Raw genomic sequence first — 21,175 nt, 5'->3', positions numbered from 1 at the left:
GGCGGACAGATCCGGAGGCGGGAATCCTGCAGGGCGCACGTGCGTTAGGCTTTTTGTATCAAGGGGAGTACTCCCGTCTGTGATCGGCCCGTCAATACGGATGCACCGCTGCATTCCGGGCCGATCGGTTCCGGTTCCGACCGGGCGGAGGAGACCTTGGCGCCTATGTCCGACGCCTACCCTTTGGAGTACCCCTCATGCAGGTCACACCCCTGATCTGGTTGATCACCATTGCCGTGACGATCCTCTTCTTCGTCTACGAGTTCTTCGCGCACGTGCGCAAACCCCACGAACCGACCATCGGCGAGTCCGCGCGCTGGTCCGCCTTCTACATCGGCCTCGCGCTGCTCTTCGGCGTCGGGATCGGCATCATGTCGGGCTGGACGTTCGGCGGCGAGTACTTCGCCGGCTACCTGACGGAGAAGGCACTGTCCATCGACAACCTCTTCGTCTTCCTCATCGTGATGACCGGCTTCGCTGTCCCGAAGAAGTACCAGCAGAAGGTGCTGATGATCGGCATCATCATCGCCCTGATCCTCCGCGGCGCATTCATCGCCATCGGCGCCGGTCTGATCGAAAACTTCTCCTGGGTCTTCTACATCTTCGGCGCCCTGCTGCTCTTCCTGGCCTACAAGCAGGCGTTCGACAGCCACGACTCCAACCCCGCCGACGGCAAGTTCATGCAGCTCGTCCGCCGCGTCCTGCCCGTCACCGACGAGTACCACGAGGACAAGCTCACCGTGAAGAAGGGCGGCACGCGCTTCGTCACCCCGATGCTGCTCACCATCATCGCGATCGGCTTCGTGGACCTCATCTTCGCCGTCGACTCCATCCCCGCGATCTACGGCCTGACCAACGAGGCGTACATCGTCTTCACCGCCAACGCCTTCGCCCTCATGGGCCTGCGCCAGCTGTTCTTCCTCATCGGCGGGCTGCTCGAACGCCTGGTCTACCTGGCCCAGGGCCTCGCCGTCATCCTCGCGTTCATCGGCGTGAAGCTCGTCTTCCACGCCCTGCACGTCAACGAGCTGTCCTTCATCAACGGCGGACAGCCGCTCCTCTGGGTCCCCGAGATCCCCATCTGGTTCTCGCTGCTGTTCATCGGCGCCACGATCGCCGTCGCCACCGTCGCGAGCCTGCTCAAGACCCGGGGCGACGACGGCCGGAACGACCGCCACCACGTGGACGGCGGGCAGGTCACCGCCGCCGAGCCGGAGGGCCACGCGGGGGATCCCGACGCCGACGAGACGACGAGCTCGACGGCGGGCGCCTCGAAGTAGCTGCCCGAGCGGTAGCCGCAGGACCGACGATCGACCCCGGGCGCCTAGGTGGCGGTCGGGGTCGATCGACGTCCGCCCGGCAGGAGGGCCCGGCCGCCGTCCTGTACGGAGAAGGCGGCCGCCGTCGCGGTGTTACGCACCGCGAGGTGCGCGAAGGCCTCGGCCAGTTCCGGCGGACGGACGACGTCGACGTCGGTGTCGAAGCGGTTCAGGGAGGCGGCGAGGGCCACCCATGACCAGGCCCCCGCCGTCAGGCTGCACCGGTCGGTGCCGAGATCCTCGACGGTGCCGTCCCCGGCGAACGGGAGCACCTCGGACGCCGGGCGGTGCAGGATCACCGTCCCGGCGCACGGCCATCGATCGTCCTGGCCGGAGCCCTTGAAGCGCGCCGCGACGAACCCGGCGACGTCGTCGCCGGGAACCTGCCGTGCCGTGAACCGTGGACCCGAGGGGCTGCGGGCATCGATCCGGTCCGCGCGGAAGATGCGCCAGTCGCGCCGGTCGAGGTCCCAGGCCACCAGGTACCAGCGCCCCTGTGCAGCGACGAGATGGTGCGGCTCCGCCCTGCGGGGTGCCGCGGGACCGGCGTCGGCGGAGGCACTTCCGCCGGCGTAGTCGAAGCGCAGCACCATGCAGGCCCGGATGGCGGCGGAGAGGGTGATGAGCACCTCCGGGGACACCGTTCTCCGCGCGTGGTCGCCGGGGAAGGCGGGGAGCGCGGTGACGTCCAAAGCGTCGAGGCGGTGCCGCAGCCGGGAGGGCAGGACCTGGCGCACCGTAGCCAGGGCGCGGCTCGCCGCCTCCCCGATCCCCACTCCGGCGGCGGGCACCGTCTGCAACGCCACGGCCAGGGCGATGACCTGGTCGTCGTCGAACAGTAGAGGGGGTACCTCACCGCCGGCGTCGAGCCTGTATCCGCCGTCGGGGCCCATCGTGGCGCGGATGGTGTAACCCATGTCGCGCAGGCGGTCGACGTCACGCCGTACCGTCCGGTGGCTGATCTCCAGGCGCTCCGCCAGCACGGATCCCGGCCAGTCCCGCCGCATCTGCAGCAGGGACAGCAGCTGCAACAGGCGCGAGGCGGTTGTCGTCATGCCTCCGATCCTAGGTCGGGTGTAGGACCGGAACCGTCCTACATGGGTGCAAGAGTCGGGAACGTCGGGGAGAGCCCCGGCATCCGACCCCACGAGGAGCAGCCATGAGCATCACCACGACCACCCACCTGAACTTCCGCGGCGACGCCCGGGCAGCCCTGGATTTCTACCGGTCCGTCTTCGGCGGCCAGGTCACGATCGCGACGTACGGCGACTTCGGCATGCCCGCGGGACTCCCCGGTGCGGACGACGTCGTCTTCGGTCAGGTCGAGACCGAGGGCGGGTTCCGCGTCATGGCGTACGACATCCCAGAACAGTCAAGCGGTCCGGCGGACGCCGCGGGGTCGACCCGGCGCGAGAACGGCACCACGATCACCGACCAGCCGTTCTTCGTCTCCGTCCGCGGCACCAGCCTCGACGACGTGCAGGACTACTGGGCCAGACTCTCCGTCGCGGCAACCGTCATCGAACCCCTGGCGCCTCCCCATGGAGCCCCGGATTCGGCATGCTGACGGACAGCTTCGGCGTGACCTGGATCCTCGACGTCGCCCCTGCCACCGGGGTGTAGTGCTGGTTGTCCGCGCTGCGGCGCGGACAACCAGCGGGATCCGCCGTGCTGTCCGCCGCCGACAAGGATGATCCGCCGTCCGTTCACCCTCGTCGATGGTGTTTGACTCACATTATGAGCGCGTGTTCAGATTGTGAGTAGCAATCAGCCGACATCGGCCTTCAACGACGAAGCGGGACTCATGGCAGACTGGCAGATCCTCTCGATCACGGCGGTGGCGATCATCGCCATCGTGTTCCTGATCCTCAAATTACGGGTCAACCCGGCGCTCTCCCTGGTGATCGGAGCCGCCGGCCTCGGTCTCGCCACCGGTCTGGGTACCACGGGCACGACGGACACGATCATGCAGGGCTTCGGCGACATCATGTTCGAAGTCGGGCTGCTCATCGCCTGGGGCGTCCTCATGGGCGCGATCCTCAACGAGATGGGAGCCATCAACAAACTCGTCGAGCGGTTGATGAAGGTCTTCGGGCCGAAGGGCATCCCGTACGCGCTGGGCCTGACGCTCGGCACCATGCTGCAGTCGATCTTCCTCGACGTGCTGCTGGTCATGAGCGCACCCCTGGCGCGGCGCATCGCCCCGAAGCTCGGCAAGTTCGGAACGGCGCGGATGGCCACCGCCATGGCCATCAGCCTCGAGTGCGGCATCGTCCTCATGGTCCCGGGCGTCGCGACCGTCGCGCTGGCCGGCCTGCTGGGCGTCCCCCTGGGCAGCATGCTCATCTTCGGCCTGCTCGTCATCATCCCGACGATCCTCGTCTCGATCTTCATCATGGACTTCTTCATCCAGCGCGGTTTCTGGAACGTGGAGAAGGACCAGGAACCGGTGGAGGAGGCACAGGACCTCGGTGCCGACGGCCTCGCCCCCGGCGGCGCGCCCGTCGCGCCGTCGGACGATCCGGCGGCGGTCCTGCCCGCCTCGGACCCGCGGAGCCGTGTCGGACTGCTCCCCTACGACGTGCGGACCCGCACGGCGAGGGGCCCGAAGGAGGCGAGCCTGCTCGTCATGTTCGGTCCCATGCTCCTGTCCCTCGTCCTCATCGGCGGCGGCGCCCTGGCCGGGATGGCCGGCTTCACGTCGCCCGTCACCGACTTCCTCTCCACCCCGGTCATCGCGCTCCTGATCGGCCTGCTCGGCACCAGCTTCGTCGCCCGCCGCACCATCGGGACCAAGCGCGTCGAGGAAGCCGTCGTCGGCGGGTTCCGCGAGTCCGGGCAGATCCTGATCCTCACCGGCGCCGGTGGCGCGCTCGCCGCCGTCGTGGCCGCGAGCGGCATGGGCGATGTCCTGGGCGGCTACTTCTCCGCCTCGTCCGTGGCCCCGCTGCTCGTGGTGTGGGGCATCGCGGCCCTGCTCCACGTGGCTGTCGGGTCGGTCTCCATCTCCGCGATCACCGCGGCCGGGCTCCTGGCGCCCGTCGCACCGACGCTGGGCCTCGACCCGGTCCTCATCGCGCTGGCCGCCGGCGCAGGATCGCTGTTCTTCGTCCACGTCACGTCCAACACCTTCTGGCTGCTGCAGTCCATGCTCGGCCAGACCACGCGGGGGACCTTCAAGACCTGCTCCATCGGCGTCTCCGTCGCGTCCGTGGTGGCGCTCGGGTTCACCCTGATCCTCAGTCTCTTCCTCTAGAAAGGGCACCGTGACTACCACTGACCAGGTCGCGCCGCTGAAAGGCATCCGCGTCCTCGAACTCGGCAACTACATCGCGGCGCCCACCGCCGGCCGGCTGCTCGCCGACTTCGGCGCCGAGGTGATCAAGATCGAACGCCCCCGTACCGGCGACGAGCTGCGGAACTGGCGGCTGGGCTCGGGCACCACGTCCATGCTGTACCGGACGATCAACCGGAACAAGAAGTCGATGGTCGTGGACCTCCGCACCGACGAGGGCCGCCGCTGCATCCTCGACCTCGTGGGGCAGTGCGACATCGTGCTCGAGAACTTCCGCCCCGGCACCCTCGAGAAGTGGGGCCTCGGCCCGGCGGAGCTCGACGCGGCGAAACCGGGCATCATCGTCACCCGGATCTCCGCCTTCGGGCAGACCGGCCCCATGTCCTCCCGGCCCGGCTTCGCCGCCGTGGCCGAGGCCTACGGCGGCTTCCGCCACCTCGTGGGTGACCCGGACCGGCCGCCGGTCCGCGTCGGCGTCTCGATCGGCGACTCGATCGCCGGCCTCTACGCGGCCTTCGGGTCCGTCATGGCACTCTTCGCCCGCGAACGGGACTCGGGCCTCCAGCGGCCGCCCCTCGACCACCGCATCATCGACGTGGCACTCAACGAGGCGATGCTGTCCGTGATGGAATCACTGGTCCCGGACTACAGCGCCTACGGCCTCCAGCGGGAACGCACCGGAGGGAGGATGGAGGGCATCGCGCCGTCGAACGCCTACCTCTGCTCCGACGGCGGGAGCATCGTCGTCGCGGGGAACGGCGACAGCATCTTCAAGCGCTACATGCAGATCATCGGGCGTCCCGATCTCGCCGACGATCCCGGGCTGGAGAGCAACGCCCAGCGCTGGGCGCGACGCGACGAGCTCGACGCCGCGATCGGCGAATGGTCCGTCCGGCACACCGCCGCCGAGGCCCTCGCGCTCCTCGACCAGGCCGGCGTTCCCTCCGGTCCCATCTACACGGCCGGGGACATCGTCGACGACGAGCAGTACCGGGCCCGCAACATGGTCCAGCACCTCGACGTCTCCGACGGGGAGAGGACCCTGCCGGGCGTCGCCTTCCCGGGTATCACGCCCGTCATCGGCGGATCCTCGCTGCCCATCCGCAACCTCGGCCCCGACCTCGGCGCCGACACCCACGACATCCTCGTCGGCCTGCTCGGCAGGACGCCCGAGCAGGCCGGCGACTTCATCGCCCGCACGGAACTGGAGACCGTATGAACACCACCGACTCCCGCGCAGTCCTCCGCGACGTCACCCTCCGCGACGGCCTGCAGCTCACCGGCGGCATCCTCCCGACGGCCAGGAAGGCCGAGATCGTCCGTGAGCTCCTGGCCACCGGCGTGACCGCCATCGAGGTGGGCTCGATGGCCCGGCCGGACCTCGTGCCGTCGATGGCCAACACCGTCGAACTCCTCGAGCTGCTGACACCGGAGGAACGGGCGTACTGCCACGTGTGGGTCGCCACCCCGGGCAACGTCCGCAGGGCGCTCGCGGCCGGCGCGCTGCACCTGCAGTACTGCCTCAGCGTCACCGACGCGCACAACCTCGCGAACATCGGCCGGACCACCGAGGCGAGCATGGACGCGCTGCCCGAGGCCGTCGGGCTCGCGCACGCCGCCGGGGCCACCATCCAGCTGTGCCTGGCCACCTCGTTCACGTGCCCCTTCGAGGGCGACGTCGACCCGCAGCGCGTCCTCGACCTGGTGCGCGATCCCCGCGCCGAGGGCACCGACGGCGTCGTCATCTGCGACACGCTGGGGCAGGCCTCTCCAGGCGAGGTCGGCTCCCTGATCGGGAAGGTCCGCGACACGGGCCGTTTCGAGGAGATCGTGTTCCACGGGCACGACACCTGGGGGATGGGGGTGGCCAACGCCCTGGCGGCGACCGACGCCGGCGCGACCATGATCGACGGCGCCCTCGGCGGACTGGGCGGCTGCCCGTTCGCACCGGGCGCCTCGGGAAACACGGCCACCGAGGACCTGCTCTTCGCGTTCCGCCCGGCCTGGCTGACACCGGACACGTTCGCCGCACTCGTCCGCCTCGGCGAGGGCGTCACCGCCGAGGTCGGCGAGGCGAGCCGCTCCAAGGCGGCCCAGGGAGCACGCTCGGAGGCCAAGGCCTTCGGGTGGGTCCTGCCGAAGGACGCCGCCTAGCTGCCGCCGCCCGGCGACGGCCGCTGTGCCTCGCCGGGATGCCTGCCCCCGAGCATCCTCGTGATCTGTTCGGCGGCGGCCAGGAGGTCCTCCACCCACTGCTCGCACACCTCAAGGGGCATTCGGAGGGTCGGCCCCATCACGGTGACGGCGCCGACGAGATCGCCCTGGGAGTCGAACACGGGGGCTGACAGGCCGCTCGCCCCCGACTGCCGCTCGCCCGTGGTGATCGCGTAGCCGTCCTCGCGCGCCCGGTCGACGGCGGCCCGGAGGGCCCCGCGGTCGGTGATGGTGCTGTCCGTCAACCGGTCCAGCGACTCGGCCTCGATCTCGGCGAGGAGCCCCTCCGTCCATGCGAGGAGCACGCGTCCGGCGGATCCCGCGTGCAGGGGCAGGATCCGGCCCACCTTCATCTCCCGGCGCAGCATGTGGTGCGTCTCGGCCATCGCCACGCACACCCGGTAGTGCATCGAGGACTCGAAGAAGCACGCCGTCTCACCCAGGCGGTCCCGCAGGTCGGTCAGGACCGGCTTCACGATCTCCAAGCGGTCGAGGTCCTGGGTGGCCGGAGCGGCCCAGAAGGACATCTTGAGCCCCACCCGGTACTGGTCGCCCACCCGGTCGAGGAAGCCGTTGGCCACCAGGTTCCCCACGAGGCGCTGCACCGTGGACGTCGGGAGCCCGGTCGCCTCCCTGATGTCGGTCAGGCTCAGTTCCGGGCGGCGCAGGGAGAAGGAATCGAGGATGTCACTGATCTTCTTCAGGACCAGCAGTGGCGCGGACGAGGACGCGGGGGAGACCATCCCCCCATTCTAGGGAGACGATCCGAACCGGCCGGGCTCAGCGTGCGTCGTCCTCCGGCTGCGACTGGGCCGGCTCGTAACCGATCAGCCAGTGCAGCCCGTGGCGATCGACGACCTGCCCGTCCGAGGCACCCCACGGCTTCGGCGCCAAGGGGTCGACGACGGTTCCGCCCTCGGCGAGCCGGTCGAACCAGGTGTGCAGGACGGGTGGCTCGGCGGTGCCGAGCAGCGACAGCATCAGCCCCTCGCAGCGCAGGGTCGTCTCGCCTGCCGCGGCATCCGCTCCCGCGAGGGCGACGACGCCGTCGAGCACCCCGTGCGCCACCGCGTCCGGCGGCCCGTCCGTCCTGGCGAAGTCCCCGTACGTGAAGAGGGACACCTCACCGCCGAACACCTCCGCATAGAAACCCAGCGCTTCCCGCGCGGTCCCCGGGAAGCTGATGTAGATCTGTGGTGCAGACATCCTGCGCTCCTCATGCCACGGTGTGGCGTCGCTCCGACCCTACCTTCGTCCAATGGAGGATGGACGGGACGGCCGGGCAGGATTCATCGCATGAGGCATCGGGCACCCGGCATCATGCTGCCGGTCAGGCGTCGCCTGCTCTCCGAAGGGCCGTCAGGCGGCAGGCGGCCTCGCCAGCAGGACCTCGCCGGCGCCGTCGAGCAGGACGCTGCCGGCACCGGCCGGAAGCAGCCAGGTGCTGCCGCGGGGAGCGGGCCGGCCACCGATGCTGACGGCGCCGTCGCTGACGACCAGCACCGCGAAGCCCGGGTCCAGAGTGATCTGCCCCTGAACGGGGACGCGTTCCAGGCGGAAGAAGGCATCGGCGTCGGGCGGGAACACGGAGCCCATGGGCGGCGCCGTCCGCACGAGGCCCGCGAGCGCTTCGCGGGACACCGCCGTCCGCTGCACGGCCGTCAGGGCGACGTCGAACCCGAGGCCCAGGTGGCCGTCGGCCGTGCCGTCGAGCGCGAAGTCCCGCCACTCCAGCAGGATCGAGAGGTCCTCGGGCTGCTGCAGTTCGAGCAGCAGCACCCCGGCGCCGATCGCGTGCAGCACGCCCGGCGGCACCCACACCACATCGCCCGGCGCGACGTCGACTTCGTGCAGCAGTCCGAGGAGCGCCTCGACGTCCTGCGCGTCGACGAGGGAGGCGAGTTCCGCTTCGCCGACATCCCGCGTGAGGCCGAGGTGCACCGTGCCACCCTGCAGGATGTACCAGGCCTCGGCCTTGCCGTGGCCGTGCCCGAGCTGCCCGGCCGCGAAGGCGTCGTCGGGGTGGGCATGCACGGGCAGGCGTTGGCCGGCGTCGAGCAGTTTGACCAGCAGCCGGACGTCACTGCCCCAGCGGGCTGCGTGCTCCCTCCCCAGCCAGTACCCGGGATCCGATGAGACGGCGTCGCGCAGGAGCGTGCCGTCCGCCAGGCGGGTGAGCCCGAGGTCCGCTTCGCCGAAGATCGTGGTCGTCGAGCCGATCCAGTCCTCCGGCTCGAACTCGGCGGCGGACGGCTCCCCGCGGAAGGCGGAGATGCGCGCGCCGCCGCGGTAGAAACGCTCCGGCGGCCGGTTCGAAGGCAGCCGCTCGATCATGGCTGCGGCTCCCGCACCGGCGCGTGGACCACCAGGAAGCCACCCACGAAGCTGTCGCCCAGCCCGATCGTCGTCGGCGTCATGGTGTCGATCCGGAAGGCGGGCACGCCCACCGAGCCCGGGATCATCCGCTCCACGCCGTCCACCACGTCCTCGCCCCGCACGCTGTGCGAGAGGAGCGCCGTCGCCTCGAAGTCGGCCGCCGTGAAACCGTCGCCCAGCCGGAAGCGCGTGGCCGCCATCTGCACGGCGTTCGCGACGGCGTCGCGGTGCCGGCCGGCGGCGGGTCCGACGGCGATGGCCCAGTGCTGCGTGTGCACCAGCAGCGCCGGCACCGGGATGAGGCTGTGCACCTCGAGGAGGGCCGCGGCGACGTCCCTGGCGTTCAGCAGGTCCACGGGACGCGCCACGTACTCCTGCAGCTCGTCCTCGTTCATGCCGTACACGTCGATGCGCGGCAGCAGGTGGGCCCGGATCCGCTCGGCGAAACGCCGCACGTAGAAGCCGGCATCCTCGTAGTAGACGAGCGCGTCGGACGGCAGGCGGTCCATCGCCGTGTCGAGTTCGGTGAGGCGGCGCTCCAGGAGGTCCTCGTCCTGCATGGTGTTGAAGCCCGAGACCAGCAGGGCCGCGGCGTCCTCGAGCGCTTCCCCCAGTTCCGGCGCGATCGCCATGCTGCGGTTCGGCGGATCGTTCGCGAAGATCAGCCGGTTCGACGACGGCGACACGATCTGCCCGTCGTCGAGCCGGATGACCGTCCCGGCGGGGTACTGCACGATCAGGTGCGGATCGAGGGTGTCCTCCGTCGCGGAACTGACGTAGGACATCGATCCCGGCAGCAGCCGGCGCACGTTGTCGTCGATGCTGACGAGGTGCTGGACGCTCGGGATCCCCAGGCGGTCGAGCGCGATGCCCGCCCGCACCCCGGTGCCACCGAGCGTGATCTCCGTGGCGAAGCGTTCCGAGAAGTCCTTGACCACGTCGGACGAGACCACGAATCGCTCGCCGCCGGCGCCGTCCCGGACGAAGGCGAGGATGGTCACCACCAGCGACCGCTCGTCGACGATCGGTGCCATGGTGGTGAGCTCCGCCCCGCGGATGCCGAACCGCGAGGCCAGGGCTTCGACGACCGCCGCATCCCAGCGCACCTCGTAGTCGACGGTCCCGCCGAGCCCGAGCACGAGCGTGGTTCCCATGGCACCGATCCCCTTCCCGATCTCCGTCGCGTGAATGCAGTCCTCAGTACAGTTTGGCCTTGCCGTCCGCGCCGAACAGCTCGATCTTCTCCGCGGCGGTGACCTTCAGCGCCGCGATGGCCTCGGGCTGGATGGCGTTCGGCTCGCGCAGGCGCTCGTCGGTCCCGAGGATCCGCCGCATGGCGTTGTGGTAGGAGACCTTGATGTCGCTCGAGATGTTGATCTTGTTGATGCCCAGGCTCACGGCGCGCGCCAGCTCGCTGTCGGGGTTCGCGGAGCCGCCGTGGAGGACGAGCGGGATGCCGACGGCCGCCTTGATCTCCTCGAGGAGGTCGTGGCGCAGCTCGGGGTTCTTCTCCGCCGGGTAGAGGCCGTGGGAGGTGCCGATCGCGATGGCGAGGCTGTCCACGCCGGTCTCCTTCACGAAGCGCACGGCATCGTCGGTGTTCGTGTAGATGATCTCAGCGGCGCCGGACTCCCCGTAGCTGTCATTGGCTCCGATGGTGCCGAGCTCACCCTCCACCTGGATGCCGACGGCATGCGCCGCCTCGACGACCTTGCGGGTCAGCGCGACGTTCTCGTCGAAGGGCAGCAGGGAGGCGTCGATCATGACCGACGTGAAGCCGGCCTGGATGGCGGTGATCATCTGCTCGTAGGTTCCGCCGTGGTCCCAGTGGATGGCCACGGGGACGCTGGAGCGGTGGGCACGGCTGCGCATCGCGGCGATCAGGTCGGTGGTGATGTGGGAGACCTCGTCCGGGTGGATCGCGATGATGACCGGGGCCTCCTTCTCCTCACTGATATCCATGACGCCGTTGAACATGGCCCAGTCGCTGATATTGAAGGCGGGGATGGCGAAGTTGTGTTCGTTGGCGATGTCGAGGATGGACTTACCGGTGTACAGCACAGTGATTCTCCTTGATAGATGACGTGCGCGGGATGGATCGGACGGTGGACAGGGGTCAGCTCTTGACCGAACCGGCCGTGAGGCCGCTGATGAAGTAGCGCTGGAGCACCAGGAAGAGGATCAGCACCGGGATGGACCCGAGGATGCTCATCGCCATGATCTGGTTCCACTCGTAGGAGTGCTGCCCCATGAGGAGCTGGATCCCGATGGGCACGGTGCGCATCTCGGTGGTCCGGGTGAGGGTCAGCGCGAAGAGGTACTCGTTCCACGCGATCATGAAGGTGTAGATGCCGACCGAGACGATGCCCGGCACCGAGATGGGAACGAGGACCCGCCAGAGGGCGGTGAGCGAGCCGGCGCCGTCCACGCGGACGGCCTCGTCGAGTTCGCGCGGCAGGGTGTTCAGGTAGCCGGTCATCATGATGATGGCGTAGGGCAGCGTGAACACCATGTAGGTGAGGATCAGGCCGGGGTAGGTGTTGTACAGGCCGAGCCCGACGACGAGCCCGAAGTACGGGATCAGCAGCGTGATCGGCGGGACGGCCTGGACGCTGATGATGACGACGTTCAGCACCCGCTTGCCGCGGAACTCGAAGCGGCTGAACGCGTAGGCGGCGTGGATCGCGACCAGCAGCGTCAGGATGGTCACCGCGCCGGCCACGAGGTAGCTGTTGAAGAAGAACCGGAGCGTCTCGGAGTCGGTGAGGATCGCTGCGTAGGCGTCGAACGAGAATGAACCGGTGATCAGCCGCGGCGGGAGCTCGAAGATCTCCGTGTTCGACTTGAACGAGCTCGAGAGCATCCAGAGGACGGGCCCGGCGGCGAAGACGGCGCCGAGGATGAGTCCTGCCAGCACCCCGGAGCGGGCCAGGCGGGTCCGGCCTTGCGTGGTGAGCGCCATGTCAATCCCTTGCTTTCTGGTGGCGTACGTAGAGCACGGCCAGCACCATCGACAGCAGCAGCACCAGGACGGCGGAGGTCGCCGCGAGCGAGAAGTCGTAGTTGGCGAAGGCGAGCTTGTAGGTGTAGGTGCTGAGCATCTCGGTGACGTCGATCGGCCCACCGCCGGTGGTCAGCCAGATGAGGGCGAACTGCTGCGAGGTCCAGATGAGGTCGAGCAGCAGCAGGCTGACGATGATCGGGCGGAGCTGCGGGATGGTGACGTTCCAGAAGCGCTGCACGGGGCTCGCGCCGTCGATGCTCGCCGCCTCGTGCAGATCCTGCGGGATGCCCTGCAGGCCCGCGAGCAGGCTGACCATGAAGAATGGGTAGCCGGCCCAGATGTTGATGAACGTCACCGTCCCGAGGGCGAGCTGCGGGGAGGCGAGCCATTCCACGTCGGTGTCCAGCAGGAAGTTCACGATGCCGTTGGGGGACAGGAGCATCCTCCACAGCACTGCGATGACGGCCGCCGTGAACAGCCACGGCAGGACGTACAGGGCACGGAAGAACGCCCGGGACGGTGCGCTGATGAGGCGGCTGTTGAGCAGCATCGCGAAGGTGAGTCCCAGCACGAGGTGCGCGGCGACGCTGATGAGGCAGAAGTAGAGGGTGTTGCCCGTGGCCTTCCAGAAGCCCGGGTCCGTCAGCACGGTGACGTAGTTGGCGATCCCGGTGAACTCCGAGGACGACTTCAGGATCACGTTGTCCTGGAAGGAGTAGCCGACGACCATCACGATCGGCACGATCATGAGGACGAGCAGCAGGATCAGGGTAGGGGCCAGGAAGCCGTAGGACTCGCCGGCGCGGCGGAGCTGGCGGCGCTTTTTGGGGGGCTGGGCTCCGTTGACCAGGGTCTCGGGGTCTGGAGCGGTGAAGGTGCGGATGCTCATGGGGACGACCTTTGTGGGGGATCGGGCACCGCGTGGGGACAGCGATGCCCGATCCGGTGTGTGGAGGACCTAGAACTCGCCTTCCCATTCCGTCTGCGCCTTCTCGAGCGCCTCGGAAAGGGACTGCTGGCCATCGAGGGCGGACTGCAGCTGGGCACCCAGCTGGCGCATCAGTTCCTCGGCCACGGGCAGGCCGACGAACTCGTTCGCGGGGTAGCCCGCCTGGTAGATGTCGAAGGCCTTCTTGAACAGGTCGTCGTCCTCGACGAACGCGGGCACCGATTCGGTGTTGCCGGGGAAGGCGTTCGCCATGGTGGAGAGCTCGGAGTTGGTCTCCTCGCTCATCAGGAACGAGACCAGCTTCGCGGCCGCGTCCTTGTGCTCGGAGTTCTCGGCGACGCCGATGCCCCAGGAGGCGTAGGGGATGCCGCGCTCGCCCGAGTAGTCGTCGGCTGCCGGGACGGCGGAGATGGAGAAGTTGAGGTCCGGATTGGTCTCGCGGATCAGGTTGATGTGCGCGAGGGAGTCGATCATCATGCCGACGCGGCCGTTGGTGAACTCCTCGACCTTGTCCTGCTCCTTCATGGTGAAGCTGCCGGGGGCGATCACGCCGTCGTCCCAGAGTCCGCCGATGAAGTCGACGGCGGAGGTGACGTCCTCGTTGGTGAGGTCCGGCTGGCCGTCCTTCAGCATGGTGCCGCCCGAGGCCCAGGCCCAGGACATGACGTCGTTCTGCACGCCGTTCGGAGCCTCGAGGGAGAGGGGGAGCACCCAGCCGGAGGCGTCGCCGTCGAGGTCGGAGACCTTGCCGGCCGCATCGGCGAACTCGGTGCGGGTCTCCGGAGGTGCTGCCACGCCGGCCTGGGACAGGAGGTCGTCGTTGGTGAACATGGGATAGACGAAGTTCACGACCGGGACCATGTAGGTCTTGTCCTCGACCTTGACCTGGCTCACGAGCTGGCTGTCGTCGAAGCCAGCCTCGTCCAGGAGCGGGGTCAGGTCGGCGATGACACCCTGCTCGGCGAAGTCGCTGACCCAGGCGCCGTCCAGGCCGACGACGTCCGGCATGGTCCCGGAGGCGGCTCCCGCGAACAACTGCTCCTTGGTGGAGGCGTAGGGGCCGCTGACGAGGTCGACGGTGATCTCCGGGTTGGCCTCCTCGAACGTGTCGATGAGGGCGCGGAACTCGCCGTCGGGAAGTTCGGGTTCCCACCACTGGGCGAATTCGATGGTGACATCTCCGCCCGCTTCCTCGGCGCCGCTCGAACCGCCTGAACCGCAGCCGGTGAGCGCGACGATCGATACCGCGGTGGTGGCAATGCCCGTGAACAGGGTGACTCGGTTACGCATACGCCGATGGGTGGACATCAGGTCTCCTCGTTGAGATAGTGCAGGATTTCGCTCGCTTATGCTGTTTCTTGCGTCTTTCACCACGAGTGTGCACTTGCTCCTGCTCCTCCGTCAAGGGTTTCCGGGTCGCGATTACGCGTCGGATCGGTATCGGATGCCCACTGAAGGCGCCAGAGTCTGCAGTTTCATGCGGTTATGCTGCATCTTCTGCAGGGCGTGTGTTACGAATGGGTGCATGACTTCGCAGGAACTGCAGCGCTCGCGGCGCCTCCCGGCGGGCAGGAAGGCCGATCTGGCCGCCTATGTCGACGAGGTGGGGCGGGTGACGGTCGCGGACCTCGCCGCCCATTTCGATGTGTCCATCGACACCATCCGGCGGGACCTCGACCAGCTCGACCGCGAGAACGTCCTGGTCCGTACCCATGGAGGGGCCGTGAGCGCCGCCGAGCGGGCAGGGCGCGACCGGGAGATCGACGTGCGGCTCAGCATGCAGACCGCGGAGAAGGAGGCGATCGCCCAGCTCGCCGTCGAACTGGTGACCGACGGATCGGTGCTGATGATCAATGCGGGCACCACGAGCCTCGCCGTGGCGCGGGCCCTGCGGAACCACCGCAACCTGACCATCGCCACGAACAACCTGCGCATCCCGGCCGAGATCTCGCCGGCGGTGTTCCGGGATCTCTATCTGTTCGGCGGAGCCGTGCGCACCCTGACCCAGGCGACCACGGGTCCCGTGACCCTCAGGATGAACGCGAACACGCCCGAGGTGGACATCCGCTGCGACATCGCGCTCATCGCCGTCGGAGCCGTGGACGCGTCCGGCTACTCGGCGTCGAACCTCGGTGACGCGACGATGATGGCCGACATGGTGCGCCGGGCGGATCGCACCGCCATCCTCGCGGACTCCACCAAGCTCGGCCGCCGGCTGTTCGCGCAGATCGTCCCGCTGGAGGGTGCCGACTACCTGGTGACGGACAAGGCTCCCGACCCCGCGCTCGCGGCGGCGCTCGAGGCGGCGGGGGTGACGGTGCTGGTGCCCGAGGCGGGGTGACTCCCAGCCCCGCCCCGGGCCGCGGACCGGCCTGCTAGGAGCCCGCCTTCTCCTCGATGATCTTCACGAGCGCGGCGTCGTCGAGCTTCTGCCACGGTGAGGCGTCCGAGCCCTGCACGGCGGCTTCCGGGCTGTCGCTCTGGCTCCACCACTTCGCCTCGTACACGCGGCCGTCCACGAGGATGCGGGCGCCCCGCTCGTACACCGTGGCCGGATCCCACGCGGGGTACAGGTCGGCGGGAGCGGTGACCGCGGGAACGGGACGCTCGTCGGGCAGCACCGGCCCGAGCAGCGTCCAGGGGGTCTCCTCCGCCTGCAGCACCGGATCGTTGGGCAGGTCGCCCTGCGTCCAGTACTTCGCCACGTACACGTTGCCCTGCCACACCACGCGGTCGTCCTCGCGGTAGGTGCCGACGTCGGACCAGATCGGGTAGGGGCTCGTCTCGGGATCGTCCTCGACCAGGGCCTCCGGCGACTCCTCGGCCACCGGCACCTCGGCGAGCGTCGCCGCGCGGCCGGTGAAGCCCTCACCGAGCAGCGGTGCGAAGAGCATGCCCTGCTGGTCGACTCCGCTGCACGCATCGGAGACCACCGTGGTGTCGGCGTAGTTCTCGCTGCAGGTGCCGTCGCGGTTGAGCGACCACATGGACATGCGGCCCACACCGCGCTCGGCGGCGAACGTGTTGAAGGCCTTCGCGTCGTCGAGTGTGAAGACCTCGCCCTTGACGTCGTTCTGCCCGATCATCGGCGTGAGGCCGATCTTCCGCCACGCTGCCTGCGGCCCGAGCTCCTTGCCGGCCCGCTCGTACAGCACCTGAACCTGGCGGTGGGTGGCATCGGCCGCGTTCTGCGACGCCGTGAGCATGTCCGTGCCCTCCGGGCGGCTTCCCCCGTAGTCCATGGTCATGACGTTCACGCCGGCGAGGTCCACCCCGGCCTCGAGGAACTGCGCGACGGCGGCGGTCCCCTCGGCGGTCAGTCCCGTGGGCGCGACCGGCAGGGTCAGCCAGACATTCAGGGGGGTGTCGGTGTCGGCGCGCTCGGCCTGCAGGGCGGCCATGGCCTCCGCGCGGCGCTCCCCGGCGGCGGTGTCCTTCAGGTTCTCGCCCTCGATGTCGAGGTCCACCGTGGACAGCGAGTACCGGTCGACGACGGCTTCGTACGCGTCCTTCAGGTCCTCGGGGTCGGTGCACGCGGTCGCGAGCTCGTCGTTGAGCAGGCCGCCGAACGAGACGGTCACCTCGCCGCCGTCCTGCACCAGGCGGGCCACGCGCCGGTCGAGATCGAGCGCCACCTCTGCCTCGTCGAGTCCGTAGAAGGTCCCCCACGACGGCTCGCACGGGTCTGTCGTCGAGGCCACGATGAAGGACAGCATCACCGAGTTCCCCGCGTCCGCGGACGGGACCTCGAACGCGTAGGCGGGTGTGGCCGTCACGTCGACGTAGCCTGCGAAAAAGGCGCCGGTGCTCTCGGCGGACTTGGCGTCCTCCCAGCGGTTGAAGCCGGTGAGGCCGCCGACGGCGACACCGCCGAGCACGACGGACAGGACAGCGAGGCGGACGACGGACAGCTTCCGGCCAGGAAAACGAGCAGACACAGGAACCCCAGATGACAGCCTCGAACGAGGCGGGAGAGCGCACTTCGGATGCGCGAGACGCTTGAAGCGTAGGGGAAAAAAGGGCCGCCGTCACCCCTGTCGCTAACGCCGAACCGATGCGGGCCGATGGTGGAGAGTGACGCTGTCTGCCGCCGGGGCGATGGAAGGCGTTCACCCGTCCCACGACCGCCGAGGAAGCAATGTCCAGATCCCGCGATGCCGCCGAGTACCGAGCCTCCAGACGACAGGCACGAGCGCAGTCCGACGCAGCGCCGGCCGATGCGGCCGGCGCGTCCGCGATGCCGTCGTCGCCCGCCGCCCAGACCGCCATCCTCGAGCTGGCGGCCGCGGCCGCCCCCGATACGGCACCGCCGCGCCGACGCCAGTGGGGTGCCGAGCGGCGCTCGGAGCCGCTGTCGATCGTGCACCCGACGCCGTCCTCGCGGAAGATCGCCCTGGGCCGGCTCGGCATCGTCATCACGGTGCTCGCCTGGCTCACCTACATCGTCACGACGATCCTGCGCCAGTTCGCCAACAACCCGAACGCGGGCTTCCGGTTCCAGGTGGAGGCGACGTCGTACCTGATCGTGGTCACGTTCCTGACGTTCTCCGCGCTCATGTACCTGCTGGCGCGCCAGGGTGCGCTGTACCGGTTCCGGGACCACAAGCGCGTGCCACGCGGTGAGCTGGACCGCCACTTCGCCGACCACCACGAGGGCATCACCGTGCTGGTCCCCTCGTACGCGGAGGAACCCGCGGTGGTGCGCGCGACGCTGTGGTCCGCCGCGCTGCAGGAGTTCCCCAACATCCGTGTGGTGCTGCTCCTCGACGATCCGCCGCATCCCACCGACCCCGCGGTCCGCCAGCGCCTGGACGCCACCCGGGCGCTGAGCTTCGAGATCGAATCGAGCCTGCTCGAGCCCTCCACCCGCGCGACCGCGGCACTGGCCGCGTTCGAGGCGCGACTGGCCGCCCACGACGGCGACGACGCGTCGTGCTCCGAACTGCCGGCGGTCATCGCCGCCTACGAGGACGCCGCGGCGTGGCTCGAGGACATGGCCGACTCCGAGCGCGTGGAGGACCACGTGGACGAGTTCTTCGTGGACCTCGTGATCATGGGCCTGGCGCGCGAACTGCGGCTCACCATCTACGCACTGAACGCCGCCCACGCGCAGTCCCAGGCGCCCGAGCCGGCACGCGTCCGCGAGCTGTACGTGCGCCTGGTGCGGATCTTCAACACGCGGCTCGAGACGTTCGAGCGGAAGGCATACGCGTCCCTGTCCCACGAGGCGAACAAGGCCATGAACCTCAACGCCTACATCTCCCTCATGGGGCAGCGGTGGCAGAAGGAGCACACCGCCGCCGGGACGGTGCTGCGGCCCATGGGTGCGGCGGACGGCGGTGACGTGGCCGACGACGTCCTCGACGTGCCCGACTCGACCTACCTCCTGACCCTCGACGCCGACTCGCTGCTGCTGCGCGACTACTGCCTGCGGCTCGTGCACCTGCTCGAATCCCCTGGCAACGAGCGCATCGCCGTCACGCAGACGCCGTACTCGTCCTTCCGCGGAGCGCCCACGCGCATCGAGCGGGTGGCCGGCGCGACGACGGACATCCAGCACATCCTGCACCAGGGCATGTCCTACTACGGGGCCACCTTCTGGGTGGGTGCGAATGCCGTGATCCGTAAGCGCGCGGTGGAGGACATCGTCGAGGTCGACAACGTGGGCGGCTTCGAGATCAAGACGTACATCCAGGACCGCACGGTCATCGAGGACACCGAGTCCAGCGTGGACCTCGGCACGCACGGCTGGACGCTCATGAACTACCCCGAGCGCCTCAGCTACAGCGCCACGCCGCCGGACTTCGGCTCCCTCGTGGTGCAGCGGCGGCGCTGGGCCAACGGTGGCCTGCTGATCCTGCCGAAGCTGTGGAACCAGCTACGCCGGCGCCGCCACCTCCGTGAGCAGGTCCTCGCCCGCGAGGTGCTGCTGCGCGTCAACTACATGGCGTCCATCGCCTGGGCGAGTTTCGGGCTGCTGTTCCTGCTCGCGTACCCCTACGACAGCAGGCTCCTCAGCCCGGTCGTCTTCCTGGCCGCTGCCCCGTACTTCCTGGCCATGGGCAGCGACCTCCGCGACTGCGGGCACCGGTTCTCGGACATCTTCCGGATCTACGGCTTCAACCTCGTGCTGCTGCCCGTCAACCTCGCGGGCGTGCTGAAGTCCATCCAGCAGGCGTTCACGGGGGAGAAGATCCCGTTCGTCCGCACGCCCAAGGTCAAGGACCGCACCGCGGCGCCGGGCCTCTACGTGGTCATCCCGTACGCGATCGTGGCGTTCTCGCTGCTCACCCTGGCCCGCGACGTGATGGAGCGGAACTGGGGCAACGCCGTCTTCGCGGGGCTCAATGCGCTGCTCGCGGCCGGCGCCATCCGCGCGTACATCGGCATCAAGAACTCGATGGTCGACATGGGGCTCGGCGTCCTGAACTGGCTGTACGTGTCGCCGCGGAAGAAGAAGGTCGAGGAGTCGAAGGTCATCGCGAAGACGGCCGAGGAAGCCGACTGGGAGTCGATCCTGTACCACGGCGACCGCCGCCTCAACCGGGACCTGCGGTCCGGCAACGACCGCCGTCGTCGTGCGGGGGTGCGGTAGGGCACCTGTCGGCCCCGCGGCTCCACCTCGGGAGCCGCGGAATCGTATCGTCCGCGCATGAAGACGCCCCGGGAGTCCATCCCGGGGCGTCTTCGTTCTCCTGCCGGTGGACCGGCCGCTCAGCGCTGCAGTGCCGGCCGCTTCGGGTTGAAGGCCCAGCCCGGGAGGAGGAACTGCATGCCCACCGAATCGTCCCGGGCGTCGAGCCCGTGCTGCAGATACAGTTCGTGGGCGGACTGCAGCGCATCCCGATCGAGCTCCACGCCCAGGCCGGAGCTGGCCGGCACCTCGATGTAGCCGCCTTGGATCTGCAGCGGCTGCTTCGTGAGGGGCTGGCCGTCCTGCCAGATCCAGTGCGTGTCCAGAGCCGTCACCCGCCCCGGTGCTGCCGCGCCGACCTGGGTGAACATGGCCAGGGAGATGTCGAAGTGGTTGTTCGAGTGGGAGCCCCAGGTCAGCCCGAAGTCGTCGCACAGTTGCGCCACCCGCACGGACCCCTGCATCGTCCAGAAGTGGGGATCGGCCAGGGGGATGTCCACGGCGTTCGAGCGGATGGCGTGGGCCATCTGCCGCCAGTCGGTGGCCACCATGTTCGTTGCCGTCTGCAGTCCCGTGGCCCGCTTGAACTCCGCCATGACCTCGCGACCGGAGAAGCCGTTCTCCGCGCCGCACGGGTCCTCCGCGTAGGCGAGGACGTCCTCCAGGCCCGAGCACAGCCGCACGGCTTCGGCCAGCGACCACGCACCGTTGGGATCGAGGGTGATGCGAGCGTCGGGGAAGCGGGCGGCGAGCGCCGTGACCGCAGCGATCTCCTCGTCGCCGGCGAGGACGCCGCCCTTGAGCTTGAAGTCCTGGAACCCGTACCGCTCCTGTGCGGCTTCCGCCAGTGCCACGACGGCGTCGGGCGTCATCGCTTCGCTGCGCCGGAGCCGACCCCACCGGTCCGACGGGTCGTCGCCGTCGAGATAGGGCAGGTCCGTCGCTCCCGCATCACCGATGAAGAAGAGGTAGCCGAGCATCTGGACGCGGTCGCGCTGCTGGCCGTCGCCGAGGAGTTCAGCGACGGGAACGTCCAGATGCTGTCCGAGCAGATCGAGCAGGCAGGACTCCAGGGCGGTCACGGCATGGATGGTGGTGCGGAGGTCGAAGGTCTGAAGTCCCCGCCCTCCGGCGTCCCGATCGGCGAAGGTCCGGGCGACGGTCCGCAGCAGGCTGCGGTACGCCGCGACCGGTCGGCCCGCGAGGAGTGCCGCAGCATCCTCGATCGTGGCGCGGATCGCTTCACCGCCCGGCACCTCGCCGAGGCCCGTGCGTCCGTTGCTGTCCGTCATGATCGCGATGTTGCGGGTGAAGAACGGGCCGTGCGCGCCACTGAGATTCAGCAGCATGCTGTCGTAGCCGGCGACCGGCACGACCTCGACCG

General features: G+C 69.1%; 17 protein-coding genes and 1 pseudogene. 7 read left to right on the top strand and 11 right to left on the bottom strand.

The window, feature by feature from the left end; all coding sequences use genetic code 11:
• Window positions 1-197 precede the first annotated feature (197 nt).
• On the top strand, window positions 198-1,280 hold the full coding sequence (locus AC0Z9V_RS13850; protein WP_485141850.1) for a TerC family protein: 1,083 nt from the start codon (window positions 198-200) through the stop codon (window positions 1,278-1,280).
• Between the two features lie 44 nt (window positions 1,281-1,324).
• Here AC0Z9V_RS13850 and AC0Z9V_RS13845 read toward each other — a convergent pair whose 3' ends face one another.
• On the bottom strand, window positions 1,325-2,374 hold the full coding sequence (locus AC0Z9V_RS13845) for a helix-turn-helix transcriptional regulator (protein ID WP_485141849.1): 1,050 nt from the start codon (window positions 2,372-2,374) through the stop codon (window positions 1,325-1,327).
• Window positions 2,375-2,478: 104 nt separating this feature from the next.
• On the opposite strand from AC0Z9V_RS13845, the pseudogene AC0Z9V_RS13840 reads away from it, so the two are divergent.
• The 4 genes and pseudogenes from AC0Z9V_RS13840 to AC0Z9V_RS13825 all read left to right on the top strand — a co-directional run bounded on the left by AC0Z9V_RS13840 (window position 2,479) and on the right by AC0Z9V_RS13825 (window position 6,768).
• Window positions 2,479-2,942, top strand: a pseudogene (locus AC0Z9V_RS13840) (VOC family protein).
• A gap of 133 nt (window positions 2,943-3,075) precedes the next feature.
• A complete protein-coding gene (locus AC0Z9V_RS13835; RefSeq protein ID WP_485141848.1) occupies window positions 3,076-4,575 on the top strand; it encodes a GntP family permease in 1,500 nt (499 codons plus the stop codon).
• 10 nt (window positions 4,576-4,585) lie between these two features.
• On the top strand, window positions 4,586-5,833 hold the full coding sequence (locus AC0Z9V_RS13830) for a CaiB/BaiF CoA transferase family protein (RefSeq protein WP_485141847.1): 1,248 nt from the start codon (window positions 4,586-4,588) through the stop codon (window positions 5,831-5,833).
• Entirely contained in the window at window positions 5,830-6,768 is a 939-nt protein-coding gene (locus AC0Z9V_RS13825; protein ID WP_485141846.1) for a beta/alpha barrel domain-containing protein, read from the top strand. The genes AC0Z9V_RS13830 and AC0Z9V_RS13825 overlap by 4 nt, the downstream gene beginning before the upstream one ends.
• Here the strand turns inward: AC0Z9V_RS13825 and AC0Z9V_RS13820 are convergent.
• The 8 genes from AC0Z9V_RS13820 to AC0Z9V_RS13785 all read right to left on the bottom strand — a co-directional run bounded on the left by AC0Z9V_RS13820 (window position 6,765) and on the right by AC0Z9V_RS13785 (window position 14,447).
• Window positions 6,765-7,571 (bottom strand): IclR family transcriptional regulator, encoded by an 807-nt coding sequence (locus tag AC0Z9V_RS13820; protein ID WP_485141845.1) that lies wholly within the window; start codon window positions 7,569-7,571, stop codon window positions 6,765-6,767. The genes AC0Z9V_RS13825 and AC0Z9V_RS13820 overlap by 4 nt on opposite strands.
• Before the next feature lie 37 nt (window positions 7,572-7,608).
• On the bottom strand, window positions 7,609-8,034 hold the full coding sequence (locus AC0Z9V_RS13815) for a VOC family protein (protein ID WP_485141844.1): 426 nt from the start codon (window positions 8,032-8,034) through the stop codon (window positions 7,609-7,611).
• 153 nt (window positions 8,035-8,187) lie between these two features.
• Entirely contained in the window at window positions 8,188-9,162 is a 975-nt protein-coding gene (locus tag AC0Z9V_RS13810) for a class I mannose-6-phosphate isomerase (protein WP_485141843.1), read from the bottom strand.
• A complete protein-coding gene (locus AC0Z9V_RS13805) occupies window positions 9,159-10,358 on the bottom strand; it encodes an ADP-dependent glucokinase/phosphofructokinase (RefSeq protein WP_485141842.1) in 1,200 nt (399 codons plus the stop codon). Before AC0Z9V_RS13805 ends, AC0Z9V_RS13810 begins: the two co-directional genes overlap by 4 nt.
• 43 nt (window positions 10,359-10,401) lie before the next feature.
• Complete coding sequence (locus AC0Z9V_RS13800) at window positions 10,402-11,265, bottom strand: ketose-bisphosphate aldolase (RefSeq protein ID WP_133080183.1); 864 nt, start codon at window positions 11,263-11,265, stop codon at window positions 10,402-10,404.
• A 55-nt stretch (window positions 11,266-11,320) separates the two neighbouring features.
• Window positions 11,321-12,166, bottom strand: coding sequence for a carbohydrate ABC transporter permease (locus tag AC0Z9V_RS13795; protein ID WP_133080184.1), 846 nt, complete (start codon window positions 12,164-12,166; stop codon window positions 11,321-11,323).
• A gap of 1 nt (window position 12,167) precedes the next feature.
• Entirely contained in the window at window positions 12,168-13,097 is a 930-nt protein-coding gene (locus tag AC0Z9V_RS13790) for a carbohydrate ABC transporter permease (RefSeq protein WP_133080185.1), read from the bottom strand.
• 69 nt (window positions 13,098-13,166) lie between these two features.
• Entirely contained in the window at window positions 13,167-14,447 is a 1,281-nt protein-coding gene (locus tag AC0Z9V_RS13785; RefSeq protein WP_133080186.1) for an ABC transporter substrate-binding protein, read from the bottom strand.
• A 235-nt stretch (window positions 14,448-14,682) separates the two neighbouring features.
• Here AC0Z9V_RS13785 and AC0Z9V_RS13780 point away from each other — a divergent pair, with 235 nt between their 5' ends.
• Window positions 14,683-15,498: a DeoR/GlpR family DNA-binding transcription regulator gene (locus AC0Z9V_RS13780; RefSeq protein ID WP_133080187.1), complete on the top strand. Its 816-nt coding sequence runs from the start codon at window positions 14,683-14,685 to the stop codon at window positions 15,496-15,498.
• Window positions 15,499-15,532: 34 nt separating this feature from the next.
• Here the strand turns inward: AC0Z9V_RS13780 and AC0Z9V_RS13775 are convergent, their stop codons facing one another.
• On the bottom strand, window positions 15,533-17,095 hold the full coding sequence (locus AC0Z9V_RS13775) for a chitinase (protein WP_133080188.1): 1,563 nt from the start codon (window positions 17,093-17,095) through the stop codon (window positions 15,533-15,535).
• 200 nt (window positions 17,096-17,295) lie between these two features.
• Here AC0Z9V_RS13775 and AC0Z9V_RS13770 point away from each other — a divergent pair, with 200 nt between their 5' ends.
• Window positions 17,296-19,752, top strand: coding sequence for a glycosyltransferase family 2 protein (locus tag AC0Z9V_RS13770; protein WP_485141841.1), 2,457 nt, complete (start codon window positions 17,296-17,298; stop codon window positions 19,750-19,752).
• Between the two features lie 119 nt (window positions 19,753-19,871).
• Here the strand turns inward: AC0Z9V_RS13770 and AC0Z9V_RS13765 are convergent, their stop codons facing one another.
• Entirely contained in the window at window positions 19,872-21,140 is a 1,269-nt protein-coding gene (locus AC0Z9V_RS13765) for an enolase C-terminal domain-like protein (RefSeq protein WP_485141882.1), read from the bottom strand.
• Window positions 21,141-21,175 lie beyond the last annotated feature (35 nt).

Source organism: Arthrobacter sp. UYP4 (genome assembly GCF_057291175.1).
The sequence above is the reverse complement of the archived record's forward strand: the minus strand, read 5'-3'. Positions and strand labels throughout refer to the sequence as shown.

What these genes read in the sequence shown, in the direction of transcription:
- AC0Z9V_RS13785 (WP_133080186.1), bottom strand. Translation starts at nt 14,447, where the DNA reads ATGCGTAACCGAGTCACCCTGTTCACGGGCATTGCCACCACCGCGGTA.
- AC0Z9V_RS13815 (WP_485141844.1), bottom strand. Translation starts at nt 8,034, where the DNA reads ATGTCTGCACCACAGATCTACATCAGCTTCCCGGGGACCGCGCGGGAA.
- AC0Z9V_RS13850 (WP_485141850.1), top strand. Translation starts at nt 198, where the DNA reads ATGCAGGTCACACCCCTGATCTGGTTGATCACCATTGCCGTGACGATC.
- AC0Z9V_RS13765 (WP_485141882.1), bottom strand. Translation starts at nt 21,140, where the DNA reads ATGCTGCTGAATCTCAGTGGCGCGCACGGCCCGTTCTTCACCCGCAAC.
- AC0Z9V_RS13770 (WP_485141841.1), top strand. Translation starts at nt 17,296, where the DNA reads ATGTCCAGATCCCGCGATGCCGCCGAGTACCGAGCCTCCAGACGACAG.
- AC0Z9V_RS13825 (WP_485141846.1), top strand. Translation starts at nt 5,830, where the DNA reads ATGAACACCACCGACTCCCGCGCAGTCCTCCGCGACGTCACCCTCCGC.
- AC0Z9V_RS13790 (WP_133080185.1), bottom strand. Translation starts at nt 13,097, where the DNA reads ATGAGCATCCGCACCTTCACCGCTCCAGACCCCGAGACCCTGGTCAAC.
- AC0Z9V_RS13805 (WP_485141842.1), bottom strand. Translation starts at nt 10,358, where the DNA reads ATGGGAACCACGCTCGTGCTCGGGCTCGGCGGGACCGTCGACTACGAG.
- AC0Z9V_RS13780 (WP_133080187.1), top strand. Translation starts at nt 14,683, where the DNA reads ATGACTTCGCAGGAACTGCAGCGCTCGCGGCGCCTCCCGGCGGGCAGG.
- AC0Z9V_RS13820 (WP_485141845.1), bottom strand. Translation starts at nt 7,571, where the DNA reads ATGGTCTCCCCCGCGTCCTCGTCCGCGCCACTGCTGGTCCTGAAGAAG.
- AC0Z9V_RS13810 (WP_485141843.1), bottom strand. Translation starts at nt 9,162, where the DNA reads ATGATCGAGCGGCTGCCTTCGAACCGGCCGCCGGAGCGTTTCTACCGC.
- AC0Z9V_RS13795 (WP_133080184.1), bottom strand. Translation starts at nt 12,166, where the DNA reads ATGGCGCTCACCACGCAAGGCCGGACCCGCCTGGCCCGCTCCGGGGTG.
- AC0Z9V_RS13845 (WP_485141849.1), bottom strand. Translation starts at nt 2,374, where the DNA reads ATGACGACAACCGCCTCGCGCCTGTTGCAGCTGCTGTCCCTGCTGCAG.